This is a genomic window from Micromonospora sp. NPDC048839, from assembly GCF_040649915.1.
Classification (GTDB): Bacteria; Actinomycetota; Actinomycetes; order Mycobacteriales; family Micromonosporaceae; genus Micromonospora.
The window spans coordinates 107,562-133,149 of sequence record NZ_JBEZGL010000019.1; the positions used below are offsets into that span (position 1 = coordinate 107,562).

At 70.3% G+C, this 25,588-nt stretch carries 21 protein-coding genes and 1 pseudogene; 11 read left to right on the forward strand and 11 right to left on the reverse strand.

Translation table 11 applies throughout. The annotated features are described in order from the left end of the window. Window positions 1-10: 10 nt before the first annotated feature. Complete coding sequence (locus tag AB0C25_RS28870; RefSeq protein ID WP_357377242.1) at window positions 11-1,015, reverse strand: EamA family transporter; 1,005 nt, start codon at window positions 1,013-1,015, stop codon at window positions 11-13. A gap of 430 nt (window positions 1,016-1,445) precedes the next feature. On the opposite strand from AB0C25_RS28870, the pseudogene AB0C25_RS28875 reads away from it, so the two are divergent. The 3 genes and pseudogenes from AB0C25_RS28875 to AB0C25_RS28885 form a co-directional block, all read left to right on the forward strand. Next, a pseudogene (locus AB0C25_RS28875) lies at window positions 1,446-1,910 on the forward strand (flagellar basal body protein FliL); the annotation flags it as partial. A 268-nt stretch (window positions 1,911-2,178) separates the two neighbouring features. After that, window positions 2,179-2,640 (forward strand): hypothetical protein, encoded by a 462-nt coding sequence (locus AB0C25_RS28880; RefSeq protein WP_357377268.1) that lies wholly within the window; start codon window positions 2,179-2,181, stop codon window positions 2,638-2,640. Between the two features lie 136 nt (window positions 2,641-2,776). Next, window positions 2,777-4,018: an ATP-binding protein gene (locus tag AB0C25_RS28885; RefSeq protein ID WP_357242868.1), complete on the forward strand. Its 1,242-nt coding sequence runs from the start codon at window positions 2,777-2,779 to the stop codon at window positions 4,016-4,018. 24 nt (window positions 4,019-4,042) lie between these two features. Here the strand turns inward: AB0C25_RS28885 and AB0C25_RS28890 are convergent, their stop codons facing one another. Continuing rightward, complete coding sequence (locus AB0C25_RS28890) at window positions 4,043-4,591, reverse strand: N-acetyltransferase (RefSeq protein WP_357242871.1); 549 nt, start codon at window positions 4,589-4,591, stop codon at window positions 4,043-4,045. 133 nt (window positions 4,592-4,724) lie between these two features. Between AB0C25_RS28890 and AB0C25_RS28895 the strand changes: the two genes are divergently transcribed. After that, entirely contained in the window at window positions 4,725-5,270 is a 546-nt protein-coding gene (locus tag AB0C25_RS28895) for a DoxX family protein (protein ID WP_357377243.1), read from the forward strand. A gap of 215 nt (window positions 5,271-5,485) precedes the next feature. Continuing rightward, on the forward strand, window positions 5,486-6,952 hold the full coding sequence (locus tag AB0C25_RS28900; protein WP_357377244.1) for a glycosyltransferase 87 family protein: 1,467 nt from the start codon (window positions 5,486-5,488) through the stop codon (window positions 6,950-6,952). A gap of 4 nt (window positions 6,953-6,956) precedes the next feature. On the opposite strand, the gene AB0C25_RS28905 is transcribed toward AB0C25_RS28900, so the two are convergent. From AB0C25_RS28905 to AB0C25_RS28925, 5 genes are all read right to left on the reverse strand, one after another. Next, complete coding sequence (locus AB0C25_RS28905; protein WP_357377245.1) at window positions 6,957-7,385, reverse strand: molybdenum cofactor biosynthesis protein MoaE; 429 nt, start codon at window positions 7,383-7,385, stop codon at window positions 6,957-6,959. Further along, window positions 7,382-8,638, reverse strand: coding sequence for a molybdopterin molybdotransferase MoeA (locus AB0C25_RS28910; protein ID WP_357377246.1), 1,257 nt, complete (start codon window positions 8,636-8,638; stop codon window positions 7,382-7,384). The genes AB0C25_RS28905 and AB0C25_RS28910 overlap by 4 nt, the downstream gene beginning before the upstream one ends. 74 nt (window positions 8,639-8,712) lie before the next feature. After that, window positions 8,713-9,183 (reverse strand): MogA/MoaB family molybdenum cofactor biosynthesis protein, encoded by a 471-nt coding sequence (locus AB0C25_RS28915; RefSeq protein WP_357377247.1) that lies wholly within the window; start codon window positions 9,181-9,183, stop codon window positions 8,713-8,715. Then, window positions 9,180-9,671 carry a cyclic pyranopterin monophosphate synthase MoaC gene (gene moaC, locus AB0C25_RS28920; protein ID WP_357377248.1) on the reverse strand — a complete coding sequence of 164 codons (492 nt, stop codon included), beginning with the start codon at window positions 9,669-9,671 and terminating at the stop codon, window positions 9,180-9,182. Before moaC ends, AB0C25_RS28915 begins: the two co-directional genes overlap by 4 nt. A gap of 260 nt (window positions 9,672-9,931) precedes the next feature. After that, a complete protein-coding gene (locus AB0C25_RS28925; protein ID WP_357377249.1) occupies window positions 9,932-13,018 on the reverse strand; it encodes a BTAD domain-containing putative transcriptional regulator in 3,087 nt (1,028 codons plus the stop codon). A 671-nt stretch (window positions 13,019-13,689) separates the two neighbouring features. Here AB0C25_RS28925 and AB0C25_RS28930 point away from each other — a divergent pair. The 5 genes from AB0C25_RS28930 to AB0C25_RS28950 all read left to right on the forward strand — a co-directional run bounded on the left by AB0C25_RS28930 (window position 13,690) and on the right by AB0C25_RS28950 (window position 19,478). Continuing rightward, the gene (locus AB0C25_RS28930; protein WP_357377250.1) at window positions 13,690-16,218 is read left to right on the forward strand and encodes a bifunctional diguanylate cyclase/phosphodiesterase; all 2,529 of its coding nucleotides are present in this window, start codon (window positions 13,690-13,692) and stop codon (window positions 16,216-16,218) included. Window positions 16,219-16,285: 67 nt separating this feature from the next. Beyond that, complete coding sequence (locus tag AB0C25_RS28935) at window positions 16,286-17,626, forward strand: glycosyltransferase family 87 protein (RefSeq protein ID WP_357377251.1); 1,341 nt, start codon at window positions 16,286-16,288, stop codon at window positions 17,624-17,626. Between the two features lie 41 nt (window positions 17,627-17,667). After that, window positions 17,668-18,300 carry a phosphoribosyltransferase gene (locus AB0C25_RS28940; RefSeq protein ID WP_357377252.1) on the forward strand — a complete coding sequence of 211 codons (633 nt, stop codon included), beginning with the start codon at window positions 17,668-17,670 and terminating at the stop codon, window positions 18,298-18,300. Between the two features lie 22 nt (window positions 18,301-18,322). Next, the gene (locus AB0C25_RS28945) at window positions 18,323-18,697 is read left to right on the forward strand and encodes a zf-TFIIB domain-containing protein (protein WP_357377253.1); all 375 of its coding nucleotides are present in this window, start codon (window positions 18,323-18,325) and stop codon (window positions 18,695-18,697) included. A 103-nt stretch (window positions 18,698-18,800) separates the two neighbouring features. Then, on the forward strand, window positions 18,801-19,478 hold the full coding sequence (locus AB0C25_RS28950) for a maleylpyruvate isomerase N-terminal domain-containing protein (RefSeq protein ID WP_357377254.1): 678 nt from the start codon (window positions 18,801-18,803) through the stop codon (window positions 19,476-19,478). 23 nt (window positions 19,479-19,501) lie between these two features. Here the strand turns inward: AB0C25_RS28950 and AB0C25_RS28955 are convergent, their stop codons facing one another. Further along, window positions 19,502-22,183 carry a replicative DNA helicase gene (locus AB0C25_RS28955; RefSeq protein ID WP_357377255.1) on the reverse strand — a complete coding sequence of 894 codons (2,682 nt, stop codon included), beginning with the start codon at window positions 22,181-22,183 and terminating at the stop codon, window positions 19,502-19,504. A gap of 396 nt (window positions 22,184-22,579) precedes the next feature. Between AB0C25_RS28955 and AB0C25_RS28960 the strand changes: the two genes are divergently transcribed. Further along, a complete protein-coding gene (locus AB0C25_RS28960; protein WP_357377256.1) occupies window positions 22,580-24,130 on the forward strand; it encodes a hypothetical protein in 1,551 nt (516 codons plus the stop codon). Window positions 24,131-24,249: 119 nt separating this feature from the next. Here the strand turns inward: AB0C25_RS28960 and rplI are convergent, their stop codons facing one another. Genes rplI through AB0C25_RS28975 form a run of 3 tightly spaced genes read right to left on the reverse strand, consistent with a single transcriptional unit; the run spans window position 24,250 to window position 25,528 of the window. Then, a complete protein-coding gene (gene rplI / locus AB0C25_RS28965; RefSeq protein WP_357242916.1) occupies window positions 24,250-24,696 on the reverse strand; it encodes a 50S ribosomal protein L9 in 447 nt (148 codons plus the stop codon). 14 nt (window positions 24,697-24,710) lie between these two features. Next, entirely contained in the window at window positions 24,711-24,992 is a 282-nt protein-coding gene (gene rpsR / locus AB0C25_RS28970; RefSeq protein WP_051723758.1) for a 30S ribosomal protein S18, read from the reverse strand. Continuing rightward, a complete protein-coding gene (locus tag AB0C25_RS28975) occupies window positions 24,992-25,528 on the reverse strand; it encodes a single-stranded DNA-binding protein (protein ID WP_181518404.1) in 537 nt (178 codons plus the stop codon). Before AB0C25_RS28975 ends, rpsR begins: the two co-directional genes overlap by 1 nt. Between the last annotated feature and the right edge of the window lie 60 nt (window positions 25,529-25,588).

Genomic DNA, 25,588 nt, shown 5'->3' on the forward strand with positions numbered 1-25,588 from the left:
GGGCCGGACGTTACTGGCGGTCGCGCACCGGCGTGTCCCCCGATCGTGATCCCGTGCCCACCCGGCGCGGCCGTTCGGTGCTCACCACCAGAGCGACGCCGGCGACGATCACCGCACCGCCGAGCAGCACCTGCGCGGTGATCGGCTCGGCTACCAGCAGCGCGCCGAGCGCGACCGCGACCGCCGGGTTGACGTAGGCGTACGTCGACACCAGCGAGATGGGCGCGTTGTGCAGCAGCCAGACGTACGCGGTGAAGGCCACCAGCGAGCCGGCCACCATGAGGTAGCCCAACGCCAGCCAGGACCGGGTGCTCACCGCCGCCGGGTGGAAGTCGGCCAGCTCGCCCCGACCGGCGGCGACGACGGCCAGCACCAGCGCGCCGGCCAACATCTCGTACACCGTGGCCACGAACGGGTCGGCGGGCATCCGGATCCGGCCGGACAGGAACGACCCGACCGACCAGGCGACGGCCCCCACGACCACTGTCAATGCCCCGACCAGCGGCACCGCGTCCGCGCTGCCGGCGGGCAGCACCAGCAGGATCAGGCCGACGAAGCCCAGGGTGACCCCGGCGAACGTCCAGATCGGCGGCCGGTCCCCGGTGCCGGTGCGCAGCAGCACCACGAGCAGTGGCACGGTCGCCACCAGCAGTGCGGCGATCCCGGACGGCACCGCCACTCCGGGCGGCCCGGATTCGGCGAGCACCACCAGGCCGTTGCCGCCGGCGAGCAGGAGCACCCCGACGAACGCCGCCGAGCCGAGTTGCCGCAGGTCCACACGCAGTGCGCCGGGGCCTCGGCGCAGCCGCAGCACCACCGCCAGGATCAGGCCGGCGACGGCGAACCGCAGTGCGGCCGACAGCAACGCCGGCAGCGTCTCCACGGCGATCCGAATGGCCAGGTAGGTGGATCCCCAGAGCAGGTAGACCACGATCAACGCGGTCCAGATCAGGGTCGGCGCGACATGTGCGCGGCGGCCGACGACGCCTGCCGCGCTCGGTGGAGGTGAGCTCATCAGTGGACCACGCTACGGTGACGTCGGAGTCGGCGTCGCGTACCGGTGGCGGGACTCACCACTCGTGCAGGAGGGCGGCATGACCAACTACGGACCACCCGGGGGCGGCAACCCGGGACCGTGGCGCGGGCAGCGACCGGACGAGACGCCGGGCCGGCCGGCGCAGCAGCCCTACCCGCCGGCACCCGAGCCGTATCCGCCGGCGGTCCCGTCGTACCCGCCGCCGGGTCCGCCGTACCCCCAGGCGCCCCAGGGACGACCCGGGCCGTACGGCCCACCGACCGCGCCGCACGGAGGCGGTCCGGGTACTCCCTACGGCGGTGCCCCCGGCGCGCCCTACGGCGGCGCGTACCAACCCACCGGGGCGCCTCCCGGGTACGACCGGCCGCCGTACCGGACCGACGAGACCCCGTACGGCCCGGACCCCACACCGGCACCGGGCCGGCGCGGTCGGGGGCCGCTGATCGCCGTGCTGGCGGTGGTACTGCTGCTGGTGGTGGCTGCCGGTGGTGCGTTCTGGTTCCTTCGCGGGCAGGACGACCTGGCTCCGGTGACGGCACCGGCCAACTCGACCACCGCCGCGGAGCCCAGCGCGGACGCTGACGGGGCCGAGCCGCCACCGAGCGCCCCGGCCCCGGAGTCGTCGGCTGATCCCCGGTTCGCCAAGGTCGGTCAGTGCGTCCGCAATGACGCCGCGGCGGGTGGCAAGCCCAAGCTGCTGATCACCGAGTGCGCCGCGAAGTCGTACGAGGTGTTGAGCCGGATCGACGGCGCGACCAGTGGTGAACGCGATGCCGAGGCCAAGTGCGACAAGGTCCCCGGTTACACCAACTGGTACTTCTTCGACAGTGAGTTGGACACTCTCGACTTCGTCCTCTGCCTGAAGCAACGCTGAGACCACCCACCCCGGGAATGACATGACGACCTACGGATCGGCGGGCTCCGGTCAGCCGGACGACCCGTACCAGCGCCCGCCCGGCGAGGATCCGACCAGGCAGCAGTGGGGTCCGCCGCCATCCGACGCGGAGCCGCCGACCGTGCCGATGTGGGCACCGCCGCCGGCTTCGGGCCCGGGCTACCCGCCGCCCGGGCCGTTTCCGCCGGCTGGACCGACGCCGGGTCAGCCGCCCGCACCGTGGGGCCAGCCGCCTGGCGGGTACGGGATGCCACCCGTCGCGCCGGTGAAGAGGACCGGCCGCACGGTCGCCCTCATCGTCGTGCTCGTGGTGCTGCTGGTGCTCTGTCCGTGCCTCGGCCTGGCCGGTTGGGCGGTCTGGAGGGTCGCCGGCGCCGACAACGACGTCCGTACGCCGGCAACGAGCGCGCCGGTCGTCCCACCGGTCCTGCCCAGCGACGTGCCGAGTTCGGCCGTGCCGAGTTCGGCCGCGCCGACGCCCGACAGCGAGTTCGCCACCGGCGACTGCCTGGTGAACGATGGCACCGAGGACGCCGCGGAGCTGCGCAAGGTGCCGTGCGGCCCGAACACCTATCAGGTGTTGCTGCGGATCCCGGCGACCACCGACTCGGCCCGGTGTGACGCGCTGCCACCCCCGATCAGCGCGACCTACGTGCACGACAACGCCGTGGACCTGCTCGACTACGTGCTCTGCCTACGGAAGCGGTAGCTCCGATTGCCAAAACTAAGGCTGTCTAGCATGGACGCTAGACAGCCCTAGTTTCTTGTCGACGACTCAGACACGCCGGTAGCCCCATCTATCCATCTCTAGCCTCGCAGCTAGACGGCCCGATACTCTGCGATGCGTGGATCCGGTCCGCAACCCGTACGCGCCGGGCGCCGGCCAGCGTCCGCCCGAACTCGCCGGGCGGGGGCGGGAGCTGGACGTCTTCGACATCGTGCTCGAACGCATCGCACGGGGACGACCCGAACGCAGCCTGATGCTCACCGGGCTGCGTGGCGTCGGCAAGACGGTTCTGCTCAACACCCTCCGGTCGCAGGCGATCAACCATCTCTGGGGCAGCGGCAAGATCGAGGCGCGACCGGATCAGTCGTTGCGCCGTCCGGTTGCCGCCGCGCTGCACATGGCGGTCCGGGAGCTGGCCCCCCGCCACCGCGCACCCGACCGGATCGACGCGTTCCTCGGCGTTCTCAAGGCGTTCGCCCAACGGTCCGCCCCGACCGGCCGGGCCGGTGCCGCCCCGAAGCTGCGCGACAGGTGGCAACCCGGCATCGACGTGCCAGCCGCGAGCGGCCGGGCCGACTCCGGCGACATCGAGATCGACCTGGTCGAGTTGCTCAGTGACGCCGCCGCGGTGGCCAGTGACGTCGGCACCGGCATCGCCATCTTCATCGACGAGATGCAGGATCTCGGCCCGGAGGACGTGTCGGCGCTCTGCGCGGCCTGCCATGAGCTGTCCCAACTCGGCGCGCCGCTGATCGTCGTCGGCGCCGGCCTCCCGCACCTGCCGGCGGTGCTCAGCGCGGCCAAGTCGTACTCCGAACGGCTGTTCCGCTACCAGCGCATCGACCGGCTCGACCGGATCGCCGCCGACCAGGCGCTCTGCGCGCCGGCCGAACGCGAGGACGTCGAGTACGAGCAGAAGGCCCTCGACCTGCTCTACGAGAAGTCCGGTGGCTATCCCTACTTCGTCCAGGCGTACGGCAAGGCGACCTGGGACCACGCGCCGCGCTCGCCGATCACCGCCGCGGACGTGCGCGTCGCCGCACCCGAGGCGGAGGCCGAGCTGGCGGTCGGGTTCTTCGGCTCCCGGTTCGAGCGAGCCACCCCCGCCGAACGCGAGTACATGCGGGCGATGGCCATGATGTCCGCGGTCGGGGACGAGTCCGGGGCGGTGACCCGCGACGACATGGACGCCGCGGTGCCCACGGCCGAGATCGCCCGGGCACTCGGCCGCAAGCCCGCCAGCCTCTCCCCGGCGCGGGACGCGCTGATCAAGAAGGGGCTGATCTACTCCGGCGAGCGGGGCACCGTCGCCTTCACGGTGCCGCACTTCGGCAGATACCTGCGCACCCAGCCGGCCTGACCGCCGATCGGGGTGACGGTGCCGTCAGACCTTCGACCAGGGCGGCGGAAAGAGCACCTCGCCGCGCGGTGGGGGGCCTTCCTCGCTCGTCGACGGCGGCAGCACCAACGCCTGCCAGGGCTCACCGAGACCGGCCCACGGGCTGGTCAGGCCCAGCTCCGTCGCGGGGCTGAAGCCGAACCGGTGGTAGAAGGCCGGGTCGCCGAGGACCACGACCAGCCGCTCACCCAGCTCGGTGGACGCGTCCAGGGCCGCCTGCACGACCGCCGTGCCGTGCCCGACGCGCTGTCGGTGTGGCGCGACCGCCACCGGACCGAGCGCCAGGGCGGGCACGTCCGAGCCCTGATCCGGCCGCACCCGCACCCGGGTGAGCAGTGCGTACCCGACCACCTCGCCGCCGTACTCGGCGATCATTGCCAGCCGCGGCAGCCAGGCGGCCGTGCCGCGCAGCTCGTCGACCAGGCTCACCTCCGGCGGCGTCGCCACGTCGGGGCGGGCGAAGGCGGTGGCCAGCACGCGGCGTACCGGACCGGCGTCGGCCGGGTCCTCGGGGCGTAGCCGCAGCGTGGTCACCCGCGCGACGTTACCCGCCGAGGCCGGTCCATCCGTGACTGTCGCTCGAATCGGCGTGGCGCAGGTGTATGAACACCGATCCGATCCGACGGTTGCCGGGGTAGCAAACGCCGCGAGGGGGTATGACTGATCCATGACGCCCGTACGCTCCCTCGCCCGCGCCATGTTGAGCGGCATCTTCGTGGTCAGCGGGTATCGCAACATCCGCAACCCGGCACGGCTGGCGCAGGCCGCCGCACCGGTCACCGACAGGGTCGCGCCGCTGTTGAAGAAGGCGCACCCGAGCTTCCCCACCGAGACCGAGACGTTGATCCGACTCAACGCGGCGGTGCAGGTCAGCGCCGGACTGATGCTCGCCACCGGGCGGCTCAGTCGACCCGCCGCGCTGGTCCTCGCGGGCACGTTGGTGCCGGTGACCATCGCCGGTCATCCCTTCTGGAACAACGACGATCCGATCGCCAAGAACAACAACCAGATTCACGCCCTCAAGAACCTCGGTCTCCTCGGCGGTCTGCTGCTGGCCGCGGCCGACACCGGCGGCAAGCCGGGTCTGCGCTGGCGGACCGGCCATCGCATCGGCCACTCTCGACGTTCCATGCAGCGCGCCGTCCGTACCGCCCGACGGGAAGCCCGGATCGCTGTCCGATCCGCGTCCACCGCACGTCGACTGCCCGGCTGAACTGCATCGATGCCTCTCCGCGCCACCCCCACCCCCCGCTAAGGCCGCGAATTACCTGAACCACCCGGTAGGCGTTAACGCGGTGGAAATGTCAAAAACATGTGTGGGATCGGACACGGTCGCATAACGCGGGAGGCACTGACGTGAGGCGCCGTTCTAGGCTCCGTGCAGGACCTGGACGGGTAGGACGACCTTGGTATGGGGGTGGCCACGCCATGCCGACGGCTGTCGGTAGTCGGGCGGACCGCCTCGCCCCAATCCAACGCGTGACACGCGGCATCGACCGCGTGTCACGTCGGATCGATCGCAAGAACGTCGTACGGGGTGCCATCGTGGCCGCCGTCGTCTACGCCGCATGGCTCGCCATCGGTGCTTTCGGACGGCCGTACAACTTCTTCGACATGAAGATCTACCACGGTGCCGTGGTGTGGTGGGCGAGCGGGCATGAGCTCTACGAGTTCATCGCGCCCGGCACCACCCTCGGTTTCACCTACCCGCCGTTCGCCGGGCTGGTCATGCTGCCGATGGCGCAGCTTCCGATCGACGCCGCCGGCATGGTCAACGCTGCCGCCAGCATCGCCGCGCTGGCGCTGGTGCTGGCCGGGCTGCTCCGCCCCATCGTGGACCGGCTGGGCTGGCCACTGTGGTTCACCGTGGCCGTGGCGGTGCCGCTCGCGGTCGCCATCGAGCCAGGTCGGGAGACTCTCGGCTACGGCCAGGTCAACATCCTGCTGTTCGCGTTGATCATGGCTGACCTGATCGGCCTGCGCTGGCGTTCCCGCCGGGGCACCCACTACGCCGCGACCGACGGCCCCCTGCTGCGCTTCCTCTACGGCGGAGCGTGGGCCGGCGCCGGCATCGGCCTGGCCACCGCGGTCAAGCTCACCCCGGCCCTCTTCATCGCCTACCTGCTGATCACCCGTCAGTGGCGGGTGGCGGCCACCGCGATCGGCACCGCGATCGGCGTGACGGTGGCGACGTTCGGGATCGTCGGCGACGAGTCGCGGACGTACTTCGGCAGCGTGCTCTGGCAGACCGAGCGGGTCGGTGCGGCGGACATGACGCCGAACCAGTCACTCGCCGGCCTGCTCGCCCGCCTGTACGACTCGATCGAGACCCCCGGGCTGCTCTGGCTGGCCTTCTCGGTGCTGATCCTGGCGCTGGGCCTCTCCCGGGCGGCCAGCTCCCGCGCCGACGGCGACGAGTTGACCGCGTTCACACTTGTCGGTCTCACCGCGAACGTGATCAGCCCGATCTCCTGGACGCACCACCTGGTCTGGGTGATCCCGGCGATCATCGTGCTGGCCGACGCCGCCGTACGCCGCCGGGAGGCGAGCCGGACGATGCCCTCGCGCGCCGGCCAGGGAGCCGTGTTCGGCGGGTTGCCCGGGGTCAACGGGCTCCGCCCGCCGATCTGGTATCCAACGCTGACCGGGCTCCGGCACGGCGGCGCCGCGATCGGGCTCTACCTGCTCTTCCTGATCTCCCCGATCTGGCCGTACGAGCACCAACTGCCGGAGATGTCGCACTACCAGGACGGTCTCTTCGGAGCCCTGATGGAAAACTCGCTCGCGCTCGCGCTCATCGTGCTGGTCGCCGCACTGCCCTGGCGTCCCGGTGCCGAGCCGGCGTTCTACGGCGACCGGCTCGCCCGGACCGTGGCGGTCAACAGCCGCCGCTGAGCGGTCAGGGGCAGTTGACCCATTCCTCGGTGCCATCGGCGAAGACCTGCCGCTTCCAGATCGGCAGGCGCGCCTTCGCCTCGTCGACGAGCCGGGCGCAGGCCGCGAAAGCCGCCGCCCGGTGCGCGGTGCTCACCGCGGCGACGAGCGCGACGTCACCGATCGCCAGGGGGCCGACCCGGTGGGAGACCGCCACCGCGTACACGTCGGGCTCCGCGGCGATCTCGGCGGCCACCTCGCGCAGCACCTGCGCGGCACTCGGGTGGCCCTCGTACTCCAGGCTCGTGACCTGCCGGCCGTGATCGTGGTCGCGGACCACGCCCTGGAAGGAGACCACGGCGCCGGCCCTCCGGTCGGCGACCGCAGCCTCGTGGGTGGCGAGGTCGAGTGGCTGGTCGGTGATCTCACCGAAGGTTATCGTCGGTGCGGTCATGGCGAGCGCTCCCCAGGAAGTAGTGGCAACGGCACGATCGGCACCCGGTCGCCCGGCTCACCCCTGGTGTCGGGCCGGATGACGGCGAACCCGTCCGCGCCGGCCAGGCCACGCAGCATCGCCGAGCCGACGTGTCGCACCGGGTACGCCGTCCCGGCCTCCCGGTCCAGCCGGACCAGGGCCAGGTGGGTGTGGTTACCGCGACCGGGCACCGCCTCGGCCAACGTGGCGTGCGGCAACACCGGCATCGAGCGGCCCTGCAGGCCGGCGAGCAGCGGCGCGACGAGCGAGACCAGCGCGACGATGGCGGACTGGGGGTTGCCCGGCAGCCCCGCCACGAACCGGATCCGCCCGTCGTGGCCCGCCAGCCGGGCCAGCAGCATCGGGAAACCCGGGCGAACCGCCACCGTGTTGACCACGTAGTCGGCGCCGAGCGCTTCCAGGGTCGGGTGCAGGTGGTCGACCGGGCCGTTCATCGTGCCACCGGTGGTGCAGACCAGGTCGGCACCTGTCAGCGCCGAACGCAGGGCCGCCACGTGCGCGGGCAGAGTGTCGGCCACCGGGCCGACCACGTCCGACGGGCGGACCTGGCAGCCGTAGCGCCGCAGCCACGCCGGCACCGCAGGACCCAGCGCGTCGCGGACCCGACCGGCCGCCGGTGGTCCCGCGGTCAGCAACTCGTCGCCGAAGACCAGCAGCGCGGCGCGCGGCGCCCGCCGGACCCGCAGCGTGTCGTGCCCGCAGGAGGCGGCCAGGCCGATCACCGCCGGATCGACAGGCGTGCCGACCGGCAACAGCTCCTCGTCGGCGTACGCCTCCTCGCCCGGCTCGCGCCACTCCGGCGTCTGCCGCGGAGTGCCGCGGACCAGACCGTCGACGGTCGTGGACTCCTCCACGCGCAGCACTGCGGTGGCACCCTCGGGCACCATGGCCCCGGTCGCTATCTCCACGGTCGTGCCGTCAGCGGTGAGCGGCGCGGGGGTGCTGCCGGCCAACACCCGGCCGACGATGCGCCACGGACCAGTGCCGCGCACCGCCCAGCCGTCCACGCTGGAGGTGGGGAAGGCGGGCAGGTCGGTGCGGGTGGTCAACGGCTCGGCCAGGGTCGACCCGTCGATGTCGGCAAGTGGCCGGGCGACGGCGGGCAGCGCGGCGGCCAGACCGACCGCGTAGACCCGCGACCGCGCCTCCTCCCAGCCGGCAGGCGGAGGTGCGGTGACCCGATCCGCGGTGGGTGCGGTTTCCGTGCTCACCAGCCGAGCCTATCGGCCCGGACCAACACCCGTCGGTGCGTGGCGTGGACCGATCGGCGGTCGCCGCGGCAGCTTCAGTGGTCGCCGCCGCGCAACTGGTCGACGGTGTGCCCGAGGATCGGCCCGAGCACGGCCAGGCCGTCCCGGGCGCCACCGGTCGAGCCGGGCAGGTTGACCACCAGCATCCGGCCGACCACCCCGGCCAGACCCCGGGACAGCACCGACGTGGGCACCCGCTCGCGGCTGTGCGCACGGATCGCCTCGGCGATGCCGGGGATCTCGTAATCCAACAGCTCCCGGGTGACGTCCGGTGTCCGATCCGTCGGCGTCACTCCGGTGCCACCGCTGGTCAGCACCACGTCGACACCGTCGGCGTGGGCGGCCCGCACGGCGGTGCCGACCGGCTCACCATCGGGCACCACGACCGGCTCGTCGACCTGGCACCCCAGCTCGCGCAGGCCGGCGACGAGCAGCGGCCCGCTGGTGTCGGCGTAGACACCGGCCGCGGCCCGGTTGGACGCGACGATCACCCGGGCCCGGATCACGGTCGGTCCTCCGGCCGGACCCACTCGCCGGTCTTGCCGCCCTCCTTGCGCAACACCCGGACCGCCTCCACCGACGCCGCCGGATCGACCGCCTTGACCATGTCGACCAGAGCGAGACCGGCGACGGCAACCGCGGTCAACGCCTCCATCTCCACGCCCGTTCGGTCGGCCGTGCGGGCGGTGACCGTGATCTCCACGGTGTCGGCGGTCAGGTGCAGGTCGACCGTGACGCCGTGCAGGGCGATCGGGTGGCACAGCGGGATCAGATCGGGGGTGCGCTTCGCCCCCATGATCCCGGCCAGCCGACCGACCGCCAGCGCGTCGCCCTTGGGTAGGCCGTCACGATGCAGCAGGTCGATGACCTCGGGCGTGGTCCGCAGACGGCCGGCCGCGACGGCCAGCCGGCCCGTCACCGCCTTGGCGGAGACGTCGACCATGCGGGCCGCGCCAGCACCGTCGACGTGGCTGAGCTGTGCGGGTTCGGTCACAGCCGTGAGCCTATCGGTGCGGTACGACGGCGCTTGGAAGGAGCGGCGTCGCGCTGACCGCCGCGCCGGTGCCAATGGCGCAAACGGTCGACGCCGCTCCTTCCTCACCGACCCGCCGCCGAGGTTGCTGGGGGGAACCTGGCGGCGGGTACGTGTCAACGACCGGATCTGCCCAAGGGCAGAACCTCCCCCGTTCGTCGCTACGGCGGAGAAGTTACCGGGCGTGGCGATAAGAAATCGATAAGCGACGTTCTAGCTGGTCAGCGCTCCGCACCCAGCTCGGCGAGGCGGCGTTCGGCCTCGAAGCGTTCCGGCACGCCCATCCGCCGGAAGATCGCCAACGCCCGCTCCCAGTGCCGTCGGGCCTCGGCCGGGTCGGTGCGGGCGAAGTGTTCGGCGAGCCCGGCCAGGGCTCGACCCTGCTCGTGCGGGTGCGCGATCCGGGTAGCCAACCGCAACGCCTCCTGGTGCACCTCGAACGCCTCGCCACCGCGTCCCTGCGCCCGCAGAGTGCGCCCGAGTTCGTTCAGCGCGGACGCCTCGACGTGTCGTTCCCCCGAACCGATCGACAGGTTCCGGGCCAGCTCGTGTTCCCGCTGTGCCTCCATCAGACGACCCAGACTGCGGTAGGCGATCCCGAGGTCGTTGCGCACCTCGGCCTCGGCGTACCGGTGGCCGGTGCGATCCCGTAGCGCGAGTGAAGCCATCAGGATGCGGATCCCCTGTGGAAGATCACCCATGCGAACCCGCACTCCGCCGATGTGGCTTAGTGCGTTCAGCGTGTGGAACTCGTCGGAGTTCGTCCGGGCCCAGGCAAGGTGCAGGCGGTGCATCCGCAACGCTTCCTCGTAACGCCCGAGGGCCGTCAGCGCCAACCCGAGGTTCGGCAGCAGGAAGGGGCCGCCGACATTCGCGTAGACATTGTCCCGCAGACACTCGAGGCCGAGCTCCACCGACTCGGACAGGTGGCCGCTCCACCAGTAGACGGCGGCGAGGTTCGCGCGGTACCGGGCGGAGTTCAGTACGTCCCGCGAGTTGCGGGACAGGTCGACCGAACGTGACAGGTGATCGAGCGCCCCTTGCTTGTTGCCGGTACGGACGTAGGCGGAGGCCAGGTAGTTGTTCATGAGAGCCAGGGCGTCAGCGTCTCCGACAGTCTCCGCAGCCTGGAGCCCATGGCGGTGGATCAGAATAATGTCCTCGAAGTACCCGCGGATGTAACAGAATCGCCAGAGGGCACGGGCCAATTGCCAGCAGTGCCGGTAGAATCCTGACTCGAGCGCCGAAACCACCATCGTCACGAGGTCCGTGCGCTCGGCCTCCAACCAGTCAGCCGTCGGCTCTCCGACGGCCTCGACGAGCTCACGCTGGGCGGACGGGCTGTTCGGGATCTGGGATCTGATCACTTCGGGCTCAAGCAGCTCGGCGACGTTCAGAACCGCCTCCAGTGTGAAGTCGAACAGTCGAGCCAGCCCGCGTCGGCGGTCGTCGGAGGAATCGGCGTGGGTGCAGAGTTCGATGGAGTACTGACGCATGAGGTCGTGCAGCCGATACCGCGTCGAGTCCAGGTCCTCCACCAGATTGCGGTCGACGAGGTCGTCGAGTGCGGCGTGAGCGTCCGCCAGGGTCAGACCGGTCAGTGCGGCGACCAGCGGCGGGCTGAAGCGGTTACCGGGATACAGGCCCAGGAATCGGAAGACCCGCTTGGTCGAATCCGGGAGAGGCTCGTAGGAGGCGGCGAAGGCCCCGGTGACGCTGCTCTCCTCCTGAGCCAGGTGGTGCAGCACCAGAGGCTCGCCGGCCAACTGTTCGACCAGTTCCGCCAACCGCCAGCCGCGCCGATGCGCCAGTCTGGCACCGGCCAGCCGAATCGCCAGGGGAAGGTGACCACACCGCCGGACCACCTCGGCGGCCGCCTCCGGCTCTGCCTCGACCCGATCCCGGCCAACGCTCAGGCTCAGGAGATCCATGCTCTCCTGAGGGCTCAGGAGCGGTAGCGTCCGCGACGTTCCGACATCCGGGTGGAACAGACGTCGTCGCGAGGTCACCAGCACGACGGTGGTCGGCTCGGCCGGCAGCAGGGGCATTATCTGCTCGCTGCTCGCGGCGTTGTCGAGAACTATCACCGACCGCCGACGGGCCAGCTCTTGTCGCCACAGTTCCACTCTTGCCTCAAGCTCGACCGGAACGCGCACAGCTGGCACTTCAAGCTGTCGAAGCAGCGTGACCAGAGCGTTCGCCGCCTCCACCCGGTTCTTTTCGTCGTGCCCGCGCAAGTCGATGAACAATGCGGCGTCCGGGTATCGATCGGACAGCCGGCGGGCCAGGTGTACGGCCATGGTCGTCTTTCCACTGCCCGGCATGCCGTCGATGACGTGCACCGCCGGAACCCGCTCCTCGACCCGACGGGTCTCGGCCAGCAGCCGCGACATGACGTCCTCGCGACCGACGAAGTCGGTTACCGCTCGAGGAAGATGATCTATCGGGTGGGGCCGACGCGGTTTCTCGAGGGCATGGACACCCGCCGCATGCGGTGTGTTCGGGGCGGGGAGCGCACCCCGACCAGCCGGACGGGTTGCGCCGCTGATCGGCGAGCGCCGGGGCAGACCCGCCCTCACGATCGTGCGGTGGAGAGTATGGAGGTCAGGACTCGGAGCGACTCCGAGCTCAGCCGCCAGCCTCGTCCGGACCTCGTCGTACGTGACGAGCGCGCCGGCGTGATCACCGCGCTCGTACAGTGCACGCACGAGCAGGGCGTATGCCGGTTCCCGGAGGGGGTGACGGACGATGACCTCCCGCAGCAGCGGGATCGCGAGGTCATCCCGCCCCGATCTCAGCTGTACGTCGGCGAGCAACTCCACGGCCAGCAGCCGCTCCTCTTCGGCCGCCGCCACGCGTGCGCTGAGCACGGGTCCGAGCGGAATACCGGCGAGCATTGCCCCCTGCCAGCGCGCCACGGCACGCCCCAGTAGTTCCGAGGCGCGGTCCAGGTGGCCGATCATCAGGGCTTGCCGGCCTGCAGAGCGCTCCAACTCGAACTGAAACAGGTCGATACATTCCGGCCTCAGGACGAGCCGGTAACCGATTTGCTGCCTAACGACGACACCCGCACCGCCTTCGAACGCTTCGAAGGTCCGCCGCAGATTGGCGGCATAGGTACGGACGTTCGCCACCGCCGAACGCGGCGGACCATCGGGCCACAACTCATCAACCAGGTCTTGAACGGTCACCAACTGCCCAGGTTGGACTGCGAGCATCGAAAGGACGGCCTGCTGCTTAGGCGTTCCGAGGTGCAGTGTGCGAGCGGGCAGTTGCACCGAGAGGCCGCCCAGAAGTTGAATCTCCATCCGTCCCCCTGCTCCAGCGGGGTATTCAGCCGATCACGGACGAAGCTTACGGGCACCGAGCGTGACGGGCCGATGTCAACGGGCCGGTTGGTCATCGACGGAAGCGGCGAGTGGCGCCGACCACCGACACAGCCTGCCTGTTGCAGGTTGCAGCTTTCTTATCCGAGCACGAGCTGCAGGATGCGTAACCCGTACGGGTCGACCATTGCCTGCGCCGGCCGGCATTCCTGGCGTGTGCGATGCCCAACCGGTGGTTACCGCTGGCCGAACTGCAGATGATGCAGCCGGCCAGAAGCCGGCAGACTTGAGAGAATGCGCAGGCTCAGCCCATCGCATTAGGCCCGCAACAGCCCGCAACGACTCTTGGAGAGAAGCCGCGAACTTCAACGGTGTGCTCCCAAGTGGGGACAGAACGTTACAAACCATCGTTCAGTTGGCTGATGTTGCGCATAGCGACATATGACGGGAGCTAACCACTCATATCTCCGCTACGCTATCCCTGTCAGCAAGTCGGTGCATTAATGGCTAATCCACGAGTTGCCACTAATGCCTGATCTTCGGGGAGGTAGTCATGCGCGGCAACGAGTGGACCTGAGGACGCGAGGGCCTGCCGCTGGCCCCTCGTCGTGCGCTACGGTGCCAGGAGCGAACCGGGCACCCTCGGGAGCGGCATGCGAATCCAAGCGCAGAACGACCGAGAAGATCATCGACGACTAACTCTGCTCATCGGTGTCATCGTCGTTGTAGCTTCGGCAGTCTGTGCGTTATCCCTGGTGGCGGCGCTCACCGCGCTTCCGGCAACCTCGACCGAGGTTGCGACTGTAATAGCGCTCATCCCCATGATCGCCGTTGCCACGATGGTCAATGCAAGGGTGAGAATCCGATCGACCACGCACCAGATCACCTGGAGTGAGACCGCGATCGTCGTCGGAGTGGCGATCGCTCCAGCGCCCTGGGTCGTGCTGTGCACTGCCGTTGGAGTGGCGGCGGCTTTCGCCGTTCAGCGCCTGGCACCGATCAAGATGGCGTTCAGCATCGGCAAGAACACCATCGTTGCTGCCGGCGCGGGGCTGACCCTCGTAGCGCTGGACTGGACCTGGCCCCCCGCAAAGCTCACCGACCTCATTCACCTTGTCGGCCCAATAGCCCTCGCCTATCTCGTCGCCACGGTGCTCGACGAGCTCATCGCGATCCCGGTCATCGCGATAGCCTCCGGCAGCAGCATTCGCCAGCAATTCCGCACAAACTGGGACCTACGAGGCGTCGGTGTGGCGCTGCGGTTCCTCGTCACCATCTGCACCCTGCTCCTCCTCCAAGCCGACCTGCGACTCCTGGTCGCCGTTCCACCGCTCGTGTTCAGCCTGCACCTGACGTACTCCACGAGAATCCGTTCCAGGACCGAGCAGCAGGCGTGGCAGCGCCTCGCCCGCACCACCGACGCGCTCAACGTGGTCGACCTGGACAACGTTCTCACCACCGCCGTCACCCAGGCCGCCGAGCTGTTCTCCGCCGACGAGGTCGAGATCGAGCTGCGCGACGGCGACCGCGCCGTGCGCGGCGGCACCGGCGGCATCACCTTCGACGGCCCCATCGGTACGCCCAGCGACGTGCACGGCACCGTCGTCCCCACCCCGCTCGAAGGGCACGACCGGACCGTCGACGTCGGCGTGCTCCGACTGCGCTTCCGCGGCCCGGTGCAGCTCTCCGAACGGGAGCAGTACACCCTGCGCACCTTCGCCTCCGCGCTCTGCACAGCCGTCCGCAACGCCCAGGCGTACGCCGAACTGGCCCGGGTCGCCAACGAACACGCGTACGCCGCCACCCACGACGCGTTGACCGGGCTGGCCAACCGCCGGCACCTCCTCGACGAGGGCACCGAGCAGTTGAGCGCCCGACACGCCGACGGGGTGACCGCGCTGGTGCTGATCGACCTCAACCACTTCAAGGAAGTCAACGACACCCTCGGTCACGCCGCCGGCGACCAGGTGCTGGCGCAGGTAGCCGACCGGTTACGGGGCGCCGCACGGGCGAGCGACCTGGTGGCCCGCCTCGGCGGCGACGAGTTCGCCGTACTCCTGCGCGGGTTGCCGGCCCCGGCGGTGGCCGCGCATCGCGCCGAGACGCTCCTCGCCGCCCTGCACGAGCCATTCGAGCTGGACGGCATGCGGATCAGCGTCGAAGCCAGCGGCGGCATCTCCGTCGCCCCGTCCAACGGTGGCATGACCGAGCTGCTGCGCCGCGCCGACGTGGCCATGTACCAGGCGAAGCGTGCCGGGCAGCGAATCTCCACCTACGCCACCACCCGCGACACCGCCGACCTGGGCCGCCTCACCCTCGGCGGTGACCTGCCCCGGGCGGTCGCCGACCACGAGTTCATCGTCAACTTCCAACCGATCGTCGACCTGGGCACCGGCGAGGTGACGAGTGCCGAGGCGTTGGCCCGCTGGCGCCACCCCACCCACGGCATGATCGACCCGCTCCGCTTCCTGGAGGCGGTGGAGCGCTCCGGTCTGCTGCCGGCCTTCGCCGAGGCGATCCTCGACCAGGCACTGATCGCGGCCACCACCTGGCGTGACGCCGGCTTCGACGTACCGGTCGCGGTAAACGTGTCCCCCCGCAGCCTGCTCGACGCGCGGTTCCCCGGCTCCGTGCTGGCCCGTCTGCGCGCTCACGACCTCCCCGCGGACCGGCTGGTGCTGGAGTTGACCGAGACGCTCACGCTCAGCCAACTCGACGTGGTCGACCGGGTACTCAGCCGGCTGCGCGACGAGGGCGTCCGGTTGGCGCTGGACGACTTCGGCACCGGCTACTCCTCGCTCTCACTCCTCTCCCGCATCCCGGTGCACGAGCTGAAGATCGACCGAAGCTTCGTAACGACGATGGACAGCTCGGCGGAGGCCGCCGCTGTCATCCGCTCCACCCTCGACCTGGGTCGCAGTCTCGACCTGGCGGTGGTGGCCGAGGGGGTGGAGAGCGAACCGCAACGGCGGGCGCTCTGGGAGTTGGGCTGCGTCGCCGGTCAGGGCCACCTGTTCTCGCGGCCGGTGCCCGCCGGCACCCTGCTCGCGGCGATGCAGCGCGGCTCCGGCGGACGTCCCGGCACCCTCGTCGCGCCACTGCACGACGCCGGTGCGGTGATCCGGCTGAGCCAGAACCGCCGCCAGGCCGCCCGCGCCCGCCTCCCGCACCTGCCCGCCTGACCGGGCACCGGCCGACCGCACCACACGGTCCGGTGCAGGTGCCGCCCGGTCTGCCAGACTGGCGCCCGTGATCGCCGACGCCCCGACCGCCCGCCGCCGCCCCTGGCACTGGCGGACGCTCGACACCGCCGCCGGCGGGCTCGCCGTCGACCTCAGCCTCTACGCCGTCTCGACCATCTTCGCCGCGATCACCGCAGTCACGTCGACCCTCCTCCCGCACCGGGCCTGGGGCGCGGTCGCCGCCGTCGGATACCTCGTGGCGACGCTTGCGGTGCTCACCCAACTCCTGCTCCGCCGACACCACCCGACCGCACGGCTGGTCGGGCTCGGAGCCCGCTGGACGATCACCGGTCTCACCTGGGCAGGCACCGCACTGCTCCCCCTACTCTGGCAGAGCATCGAGCGGGCCAACGGACGTACCGATCGGGCACAGGAAGAAGTCCTGGTCGTGGAGCACGCCGGCACCCGCCTCCTGGAGCACGGCACCCCCTACCTCGGACCCGACGCGATCGCCGCCCTGCCCCCCGGCGAACAACTGCTCGGCTACACGCCATACCAACCCGGCATGGCGATGTTCGGCCTGCCCAGGGCACTGGCCGACACCTGGTGGACCGACTCACGGGTCTGGTTCGCGGTCGGCACGGCGCTGGCGCTCACCCTGGCCGTGACCGCCCTGCGCACCACACCAGCCACCGCCCTCCCCGCCCCGGCGGCTCACCGGCGAGACTCCGCGCTGCTGCGCGGCGTGCAGGCCGCCACCGTACTGCCCATCTGTGCCCTCACCCTCGCCACCGGCGGCGACGACCTCCCCGTACTCGCGCTCTGCCTGCTTGCCCTCGCACTCGCCGCCGCCGGCCGACCCGGCCGGGCCGGCCTCGCGGTCGGGCTCGCCGGCGCACTGAAGCTCTTCGCCTGGCCGGTGGCGCTGGTCCTGATCGTCTGGGGCCTGACCCGGCGCGCCGGCACCCGCGTCGCCGCCGGCGCGATCGGCCTGCCCGTCGCCGCCCTGATTCCCGCGATCCTCGTCGACCGCGACGCGCTCACCGAGAACGTGCTGCGCTTCCCCCTCGGCCACGGCCTGGTCACCAGCCCCGCGCAGTCCCCCTTTCCCGGCTACCTGATCGCCACCGCGCTACCCGCCGGCCGGCTCGTCGCCGCCACCCTGCTGGTCGCCGCCGGCGCGGCCATCGCCGTCCGGCTCGCCCGCCGCCCGCCCCGCACCGCCGTCGCCACCGCGCTCATCAGCGGGTACGGGCTACTCGCCGCCATCGCCCTGATGCCCTCGACCCGCTTCGGGTACCTGCTCTACCCGATGGCCCTGCTCACCTGGGCACCCGCCCTGCACCGCCCGGTCGACACGCCGGCCGCCCCGCTTCCCGACCTGCCCGCTCGGACCACATCGGCGTAACTGCTGGGCGGAACGCCCCACCAGGGCGTAGACCTGAAGGCATGACGACGTACCGCGACCGGGCCGACGCCGGCCGGGTGCTCTCCGAACGGCTCACCGCACTCGTCGGCGATCCGGACGTGGTCGTCCTCGGCCTCGTCCGCGGCGGCGTACCGGTCGCCCGGGTCGTCGCCGAACGACTCGGCGCACCACTTGACGTGCTCGTCGTCCGCAAGCTCGGCATGCCGTGGGCCCGGGAGGTCGCCTTCGGCGCGCTCGGGCCGGGCGGCGTCCAGGTGCTCAACGAGGCGGTGGCCAGCCGACTCAGCAGCGACGACATCGCCGAGGTCAGCCAACGGGAACAGGCCGAGCTCGCCCGGCGGGAGCGGCTCTACCGAGGTGGTCGCGCACAGCTGGACCTCACGGGGCGGACCGCCGTGATCATCGACGACGGCCTGGCCACCGGTGCGACCGCCCGCGCCGCCGTGGAGGTCGTCCGCCACCTCGGAGCACACCGGGTCGTGGTCGCCGTCCCGGTCGGCGCACAGGAGGCGTACGAGCTGCTCGCCGCGGAGGCGGACCAGGTCATCTGCGCCCAACGCCCACCGGACTTCGGCGCGGTGAGCGTCTACTACGACGACTTCCACGAGGTCTCCGACGAAGAAGTCACCGAGGCGCTCACAGCAACTGCATAGGTCCACCAGGTACCGTCGGGCGATGAGTAGTCTCACCTGCCCCAAGTGTCACGGAGAAATGCGTCAGTACGAGCGCAGCGGCGTCGTGATCGACCAGTGCGGGGAATGCCGAGGCATCTTCCTGGACCGCGGCGAGTTGGAGAAGCTGTTCGAGGCGGAGGCCAACTGGAGCCGCCAACAAACCGGTGGCGCACCGCCGCAGCCCACCCACCAGCCGGCCGGCTACCCGCCTCCGCCGCCCCCGCACCAGCCCGGATACGGTGCCGTCCCGCCGCCGCCCCCGCCCGCCCACGGCTACCCGCCGCAGCCGGCCTACGGCCAGCAGCAGCACCAGGGCTACCACGGCCACTACCGGCAGAAGAAGCGCAAGGGCTTCCTCGACGACATGTTCGGCTGATCCAGGACGGCCTTCCGCCCGGGTCGATCCACGTGTCGGCCCGGGCACACCACCCGGCCGTCGAACGTTGGCGGGCGCGATGGTTCATGCGAGGCTGAATCGCATGACCACGATCCGACCGGACGAGGCGCTGGCCCAGGCGTACGACGGGATCACCGCAGTGGTCGGCGACCTGGACGACGCCGGTCTGCAACGAGCCACCCGCTGCCGGGGCTGGCTCGTCGCGGACCTTCTCCTGCACGTGCTCGGCGACGCCCAGCGTGCGCTAGTCGCACTCGCCAGCCCCGTTGACGGGCCGGCCGACATCGACGACGTCAGCTACTGGCGCGACTTTCCGGCCGGCGACGACGAGAGCGACCGGCACGCCTGGTGGGTCCGCCGGTCGGCCGCCGCGTTCGACCGTCCGACCGGCATCGTCCAGCTCTGGCGGGACACCGCCCCCGCAGCGGTCCGCGCCGCCAGGTCAGCAAACCCCGAGGGGTACGTGACCACGCAGGGGCACGTGCTGCGCGTACCCGACTTCCTCGCCACCCTGACCACCGAGGCTGTCGTACACCACCTGGATCTGACCCCGGAACTGCCCGACGCGCCGCCGCCCGGGCCGCTGGCCGCGCGTGTCGCGGTGACCACCATGGAGGGCCTGCTCAGCGACGACACGGTACGCCCCGTTGCTTGGGACGACCAGGACTTCCTGCTGAAGGCCACCGGCCGCGTGCCGCTCACCGATCGGGACCGACTGGAACTGGGCGAGTCGGCGGGCTGGTTTCCGCTGCTCGGCTGACCGACAGCGGGTCTTCGTACCGGTCAGCCGATGGCCATGTCCACGAACCGCGACAGGTGCAACTGCGCAGCGACGGTCACCGTGTCAGTTGGTCCATTCCGATGCTTGGCAACAATGAAATCCGCCTCGCCCGCCCGCGGCGACTCCTTGTCGTAGTAGTCGTCGCGGTGCAAGAGGATGACAACGTCGGCATCCTGCTCGATCGAGTTGTGGGTGGCGATGCCGTTGGCGATGAAGTTGTGCTTCTCGAGCACAGTCGCGTCGAACACCTCCTGCTCACCAATCGACTCGATAGACACGATCGAGTCCCAGAAGATGTCGTTGGTGGCGTGCAGGTCCAGGTCGGCCGCATCAAGAACGGTGGCGATCGCCGGCAGTCGGGAGCGGCTGGGCGCGTGCTTCCAGAGGGTGCTGCCGCAGAACTGGGTGCCGATGGCCTTCGCGAACTCACGGTGGGTCATGCCCTGCTCGACCAGGATCTCCTTGACTCTGGTCCACACCTCGCGTGGCACTGTGTCAACGTTTGTGTTGCTCTCCGTCGATTCCAGCGCGGCGAGCAGAGCGGAACAGCCCTCCGACCGCTGCCCGTAGACGCCGATCTCGCGCAGGAACCTCAGCTGGTCATCCCGGCCGGAGATGTCGAGCGTGTACTGAGGGCGGTGCCCCACTACTGGTACGACCCGCAGCCGGGCCGTAATGCCGTACCTGAGGAGCAGTCGAGAGATGTCCTCAAGCATTCGTCGGCTCGTAGAGGCGAAATAGACACGCCCTCCGCGGCCGGCGCTATTGACGGTCACCGAGCCGTCCGTAGCCCAGAGATGCCGCAGGAAGGCGGTGATCTGCTCTTTGGGCAGGCTGAAAACGGCCGAAGGAAGGAACTTCTCGTGTGACCTCAGACCGAAGAGGCCCAGGCCGTCAAGCCAAGCCGCGATCGGGTTACGCCGACCGCGAGCCAGGCGGTAGGGCGCAGGCAGCCGGAGGGTGGTCACCCTCGCGGCCGCGTAGTCGTCGCGCACGGCGGTGATACCGAAGTGCTTCGCGGCTTCCGCCACAGCCTGCAGATTCAGCTCATCGCAGCTCGCGTATCGAATCGGTTGGCGCCGCACGAACGAGCCGTCGCCCAACAGGTGCGCCAACATGACGACCTCCGCGTCGGCCCAGGGGCGGGTGACCATTGGCGGCGGCAGGTGACGTGGTGTGGCAAGGCGATCCCCGGGCGACAGCTCACCGAGCGGCACCCACCCGGTGAACGCGAGAAAGGGGTGGTTGGCTGTGGCATCGATCTGCTTGCCCGATGCGAGGGTCAGCCGGAACACCTCGCGGCTCCCGCTCGGGAAGACGTGGGTCATCGTGCGTGGCGTGTAGCGAAGGCTCTCGTCCAACGCCCAGACGGGAGTGTCTTTAGCGTTGTTTGACAACAACTCACCGAGCGTGATTTCGGTATTGTTATCCGCGCGAACCACTCGAGTCTCGGCCGTGAGGCAGCCTGACTCCCGCAGGTCGGACAGTTGGGGCCGCTTGTCCGTTCGTTGCTCGGGGCCACGGTTCAGCTGGCTGACCGCGATCACCGGGCACTCGACCTCCTTGGCCAGCAGCTTCAGGCCACGGGACAGGTCGGCGACCTCCTGCTGGCGGCTCTCGGTGCGCTTCGGCGAGGTCATCAGCTGGAGATAGTCGACCACGATCATCTTGAGGTCGTGCCGTTGCTTCAACCGCCGGGCCTTGGCCCGGATCTCCATCAGGTTCATGCTCGGCGTGTCGTCGACGAAGAGCGGCGCCTCACTGATCTCACCCATGCACCGGGCCAGCTTGGTCCAGTCGTCGTCGGAGAGCTGCCCACTGCGCAGCACGTGCAGCGGGACCCGCGCCTCGGCGGAGAGCAGTCGCATGACGATCTCGACCTTGCTCATTTCCAGCGAGAAGATCGCGGCAGCCTGGTTCGCGCGAATAGCAGCATTTCGGGCGAAATCCATGCTAGCCGTCGATTTTCCGAGACCAGGTCTGCCTGCCACGATAATAAGTTGGCCGGCGTGCAGGCCGTTGAGCAGTCGGTCCAGGTCGCTGAAGCCGGTGGGGACGCCGGTCATCATCCCGCCGGTCGCGCCCACCGCCTCGATCTCGTCGAGCGTCGGCTGCAACATGTCGGCCAGGATCGCGAAGTCCTCGCTGACCCGCCGTTCGGTGACGTCGTAGACGGCCTGCTGGGCGAGGTCCACGACGTCGTCGACGTCGCGGCTGCCGCCGCTGGCGGTGCCGTAGCCCAGCTGCACGATCTTGGTGCCGGCCTCGACCAACCGGCGCAGCACAGCGCGTTCGCTGACGATGCGCGCGTAGTAGGCCGCGTTCGCGGCGGTCGGCACGCTGGCGATGAGGGTGTGCAGGTAGGGCGCGCCGCCGATGCGGGCCAGATCGCCGGAGTCGGTCAGGGCGGCGGCCACGGTGATCGGGTCGGCCGGCTCACCTCGGCCGTAGATGTCGAGGATGATGTCGAAGATGGTGGCGTGCACCGGCCGGTAGAAGTCGTTGGTCTTGAGGATCTCGACGACGTCGGCGATGGCGTCCTTGGAGAGCAGCATGCCGCCGAGCACGCACTGCTCCGCAGCGACGTCCTGGGGTGGAGTCTTGTCGAACTGACCGTCTCGCGGCGTGGATGTCTGGCCGCCACCGGATCGTGACTCCGCCCGCCTGTCGTCGGTGACCGACACGGGTCCCCCTCCACTGCGTCGGATCTGATTCCAGCTCTACCGCTGGGGTCTGACACTTCCGTCCGACCGGGCCGGTCGATCGGGGGCCATCGCGCCGGCGGTCGGGGGCCAACCATACGGACCCCGAGGTCAGAGACTCAACAACGCCGGTGGACGAGCCTCGGGACAACCTGTGGATGTCGGGGGACATGATGTGCGCAGGGTGTGCACAGCCTGTGGATAACCATTGGGGAATTCTTGGCTCTAGGCCGCTGACCTGCGAGAACATGCTCCCCAGCCTGTGGAGGAGAATATTTCGGTCGGGCCTGTGACACGATCGTCCCGTACTATCTCCAGCGAACGGCTACACCTGGACAGCGGATTCCGCTTTCGGTTCAGAAGGGTCACACTCCGGCCGTGAGTTACCGGGACTGGGGACGCGGGGATGGCAGCCCGCGCGAGCGCCAGCCGACCGCCTCGTGGGGTGAGCGCGCGGCGTCTCTTCCGGTTGATCCGTACGACGAGGACGGTCGCTACCGCACCTCCAGTCGGCGGCGCGCGTTGGACCGCGGCCAGGACGAGCCCGTGGACGCCTACCTGCCCCGGTGGGCTCTGGAGTCGGGTGTTCGGCACGCTGACGGCGGCGGTCGCCACGCGGCACCGGACGAGGATGAGGCCGAACCCGAACGCGAGGCCGAGCCGCCGATTTCTGGTGCCGGCCGGCGGTCCATCGAGTCGTCGGGCGGTCGTCGGCGGGGCAGCGAGACGAGTTGGCGGGAGCAGGCGGCGATCGGCGCGGCCCCCGTGTCGGACCACACCCGGGAGTGGACGCTCGACCGTCCGCAGGACCAGGGGTACGCGGGCCGCCGACGCGCGAACGCCGGGGAGGACGAGCCGGTTTCCGGTGTCTTCCCGGACCGCCGTCCCCGCCGCGCGCCGGCTGGCCGTCCGCAGGTGATCTGGTCGGGCGGGGAGGTGGAGTCCGCTCCGAGCACGCCGGTGCCGGATCCGGAGGTGACCCGGCCCACCCGGCGCAGCCGTCGCGCGGCGGAGGAGTCGTGGTCCCGGCCGGCGGCCGATCCGTGGGCACGCGGGTCGGATCGGGTGGTCGAGCCGGAGCCGTCGTACCCGCCCGCGGTGGATCCGTGGGACGCCTCGGGGGTGCACGCGTGGCCGCCCGGGGCCGGTGCTGACGGCACGGATCTGAGCGAGCAGTGGTCGGCGGTGGAGAGCGTCGGTGGTTGGGAGCGGTCGGACCGCACCGGTCAGTGGGAGCGGTCCGTCGTCGAGGACGACAGTTGGGACCGTACGCTGCCGCCGCGCTCCGATCGAGCTACCGAGGCGGAGGGTTGGCCGGCCCGGGACGACAGCTTCTGGCCTGGCACCCGGCTGGCCGGCGATGATCCCCGCTGGACTGATCCGCTGCCGTCGGCGCCCCGCTCGCCGGTGGTGGGCTACACGGCCCCGAGGCCGCGCAGCGCGGCTGTGCCACCTGTGGGTGCGCCGCGGCGTCGGGCGGACCGGCCGGCGGCCGGGGCGGCGTCGGTTCGTCAGCGGGTCGAGTCGGCGGCCACGGGCGCGTGGGCTCGCCGCTTGGAGGACGACCTGCTCGACCCGGATCCGGGTGGGCCGTTCCGGCCGTTGCTGTACACGGCGGCCTGTTACCTGACGCCGGCGGTGCTGATCTTCGTGTGGCTGTTGACGTTGGACAGTCAGGCGCCGGCTGGTTGTGTGACCGACATCAGCGGGGGTGGGTGTGATTCACCTCGGTCCCGCGCGTTGGAGTCGCTGCTCGCCGGCTCGCCGCGTTTCGGGTTGGCTCTGGTGAGCAGTCTGGTGGTGGCGGCGCTGCTGCGTCGGGTGGGCACGACATGGCGTTCGGCGACGATCGCGTTGGCCGCGGCGGTGGTGGGCGGTGGCCTGTCCACGGTGCTGATCAGCGTGGTGACGGGTCAACCGATCGGGTGAGCGGCTGAGAGTCGGGGCCGTGTCGCGCGGGAGCAGCACCTGAGCGTGGGGCGGACGACGTACGCACGAGGGCCCGCACCGATCGCTCGGTGCGGGCCCTCGTGGTGGTGTCGCGGACGTCAGCCCTGAAGCACGTTCAGGTTGAACGACGCGGTCACGTCGGGGTGCAGCTTGATCTTCACCGGGTAGGTGCCGGTCGACTTGATGTGACCGGGCACCTCCAGCCGGCGACGGTCGAGGACCGGGCCGCTGGCCGCCTTGACGGCGTCGACGATCTCGGCCGGAGTGACCGAGCCGAAGAGCCGCCCGCCGTCGCCGGCACGGACCTTCAGGTTGACCTTGAGACCCTCGAGCTGAGCCTTGACCTCGTTGGCGTGGTCGAGGTCGCGGATCTCGCGGGCCCCACGGGCCCGCTTGATGACCGTGACCTGCTTTTCCGCGCCCTTGGTCCAGGCGATCGCGAAGCCCTGCGGCAGCAGGTAGTTACGGCCGTAGCCGTCCTTGACCTCGACGACGTCGCCCGGGGCACCGAGGCCGGACACTTCCTGAGTCAGGATGATCTTCATATCGGTGCCTCCTCTCAGCGGGTAGTGGCCGTGTACGGCAGGAGCGCCATCTCACGGGCGTTCTTGACCGCACGGGCGATCTGCCGCTGCTGCTGCGAGGTCACGCCGGTCACCCGACGAGCGCGGATCTTGCCGCGATCGGAGATGAACTTGCGCAGCAGCGCGGTGTCCTTGTAATCGATGTAGGCGATCCCGTCCTTGTCGAGCGGGTTCACCTTCTTCTTCGGCTTGCGCAGTGCCGCAGCCTTGGCCGTTGCACGTGCTCCTGGTTTGCGATCGCGAGCGCTAGGCGCCATTAGAACGGTGGCTCCTCGTCAAAATTGGCGCCCGAACCGGCACGCGCGGGAGAAGGAGCAGCCGAAGCCCAGGGGTCGTCGAAGTTGCCTCCGCCGCCACCCTGGTTGCCACCGCCACCGCCGCCACCGAAGCCGCCGCCACCGCCGCCGGAGCGGGACATCTTCTGCACCTTCGCCGTGGCGTAGCGCAGCGACGGGCCGATCTCGTCGACCTCAAGCTCGATGACAGTGCGCTTCTCACCCTCGCGGGTCTCGTACGACCGCTGACGCAGCCGGCCCGACACGATCACCCGAGCGCCACGCTGCAGCGACTCGGCGACGTGCTCGGCGGCCTGCCGCCACACGGTGCATGCGAGGAACAGCGGCTCGCCGTCCTTCCACTCGTTCGACGCCTTGTCCATGAAACGGGGCGTCGAAGCGACTCGGAACTTGGCGACCGCAGCCCCGGAGGGGGTGAACCGCAACTCGGGGTCATCGGTCAGATTGCCGATGACCGTGATGGTGGTGTCTCCTGCCATGACCATCTCCTCGCGCACTCAGCGTCTCGTCGTACAGGCTCGCAGAGCCGTACGACAGAGTCGCGGAGGCTGATCCGG

Bases quoted from the DNA above. Each gene is read 5' to 3' on its own strand.
- rpsR (WP_051723758.1), bottom strand. From the start codon at position 24,992: ATGGCGCCTAGCGCTCGCGATCGCAAACCAGGAGCACGTGCAACGGCC.
- AB0C25_RS28870 (WP_357377242.1), bottom strand. From the start codon at position 1,015: ATGAGCTCACCTCCACCGAGCGCGGCAGGCGTCGTCGGCCGCCGCGCA.
- AB0C25_RS28895 (WP_357377243.1), top strand. From the start codon at position 4,725: ATGACGCCCGTACGCTCCCTCGCCCGCGCCATGTTGAGCGGCATCTTC.
- AB0C25_RS28925 (WP_357377249.1), bottom strand. From the start codon at position 13,018: ATGGAGATTCAACTTCTGGGCGGCCTCTCGGTGCAACTGCCCGCTCGC.
- AB0C25_RS28905 (WP_357377245.1), bottom strand. From the start codon at position 7,385: ATGACCGCACCGACGATAACCTTCGGTGAGATCACCGACCAGCCACTC.
- rplI (WP_357242916.1), bottom strand. From the start codon at position 24,696: ATGAAGATCATCCTGACTCAGGAAGTGTCCGGCCTCGGTGCCCCGGGC.
- AB0C25_RS28930 (WP_357377250.1), top strand. From the start codon at position 13,690: ATGCGAATCCAAGCGCAGAACGACCGAGAAGATCATCGACGACTAACT.
- AB0C25_RS28950 (WP_357377254.1), top strand. From the start codon at position 18,801: ATGACCACGATCCGACCGGACGAGGCGCTGGCCCAGGCGTACGACGGG.
- AB0C25_RS28900 (WP_357377244.1), top strand. From the start codon at position 5,486: ATGCCGACGGCTGTCGGTAGTCGGGCGGACCGCCTCGCCCCAATCCAA.
- AB0C25_RS28945 (WP_357377253.1), top strand. From the start codon at position 18,323: ATGAGTAGTCTCACCTGCCCCAAGTGTCACGGAGAAATGCGTCAGTAC.
- AB0C25_RS28940 (WP_357377252.1), top strand. From the start codon at position 17,668: ATGACGACGTACCGCGACCGGGCCGACGCCGGCCGGGTGCTCTCCGAA.
- AB0C25_RS28880 (WP_357377268.1), top strand. From the start codon at position 2,179: ATGCCACCCGTCGCGCCGGTGAAGAGGACCGGCCGCACGGTCGCCCTC.